This window comes from Bombilactobacillus mellifer (assembly GCF_000970795.1).
GTDB lineage: Bacteria > Bacillota > Bacilli > Lactobacillales > Lactobacillaceae > Bombilactobacillus > Bombilactobacillus mellifer.
Genome location: NZ_KQ034038.1, coordinates 1 through 1,283 on the forward strand (window position 1 = coordinate 1; position 1,283 = coordinate 1,283).

General features: G+C 36.0%; 2 protein-coding genes. One reads left to right on the forward strand and one right to left on the reverse strand.

Annotated features, from left to right (window positions below):
* The coding region (locus tag JG30_RS08505) for a glycosyltransferase family 2 protein (RefSeq protein ID WP_179854071.1) at positions 1 to 391 on the reverse strand (391 nt) is incomplete at its 3' end.
* Between the two features lie 417 nt (positions 392 to 808).
* Between JG30_RS08505 and JG30_RS08510 the strand changes: the two genes are divergently transcribed.
* A complete protein-coding gene (locus JG30_RS08510) occupies positions 809 to 1,129 on the forward strand; it encodes a MobC family plasmid mobilization relaxosome protein (RefSeq protein WP_046318191.1) in 321 nt (106 codons plus the stop codon).
* Positions 1,130 to 1,283: the final 154 nt, after the last annotated feature.

Here is a 1,283-nt window from a genome sequence, read left to right on the forward strand (position 1 = left end):
CCATATTCTTAAGAGCTGATTTATCTAGAAATGAATCTCCATCCAACACCATCACTAAGGGACAAGTTGCATATTCCATTATTCCTTTGTTTAATGCCGTAGCTTTTCCACTATTTTTTTGGTGTACAGTAATTAAACTTGGATATTTTTTTTTTAATTTTTCTAGTAAATGGGCTGTATCATCAGTGGATCCATCATCAATAACTATAACTTCCTTTTGAGAAAAATCATTTTGATAAACGGACTCAACACACCTGACAATTCCCTTTTCTTCGTTGTATGCAGGAATAATCACAGAAATCCCATACTTTTTAGGTCTTTGATCAGTACGGGATTTTGCTCTTCTCTTTATCTTGTAAGCTGTACTAAGATTAGCAACAATTAATGACACAAATATTCTGAGAAAATTAAATATCGCTAATAAGCCAAACGCAATAAACAAGTAAAACATTATTTTGTTGACACAGATTTAGACACATGCTTCAAATACACACAAGATCCCAATGTGACTGCTAATAACCCATATCCTAAAACAGAAATCCATGGGTTTACAGCTGCTCCTGTGGCCGGCAATATTGAAGCCCCAACTAATCCTGCCTTTGATACATTTCCGTACATAGATTTCCCTCCATAGCTTGTTTTAAATCTTTTAATCAAGATTTGTTAAAAAGATTGACTGGATTATACAATTAATCCAAAAATTATAAGTGAAAAATGCTTTGTTAAAATTTCGTACGGAAATAAATATAAAAACATGGGTGTGTCAAATTAACATCCTGGATAATAGTCTTTAAGGAGATGTGGGATTTTGAATAAAAAAAGAGCTCAAGTTAATATTCGTTTAACCTCAGAAGAATTACAAAAAGTGCAACAATCTGCGGCTGCTTGTAATCTTTCTGTCGGTAAATATGCCAAGCAAGTGTTATTAAAATCTAAACTGATCCAGCCTAAATTTTCGCCCGAGACGCAACAAAAACTTGTCCGCCAATTATCCGGAATTGCTAATAATTTAAATCAATTAACCCGCTTGGCTAACTCGCAGACGGACTATTTCCCTGCTCATAACACCTCAGATCTTCAGCAACTCACTCAGGAAGTGACTCAGTTATGGCAACAATTGGTAAAATAACCCGAGCCAATAGTGGCACTCGTGCGCTTAATTATGCTTTGGGTAAAGATAAACTTTCTCCAGAAACGAAAGCTTGGCTCCGGGAAAACGGTGTTCCTAGTGCCATTGTGGGTCAATTAAGCGATCGCGCTGTCGTCATGGATGGTTGGAATGT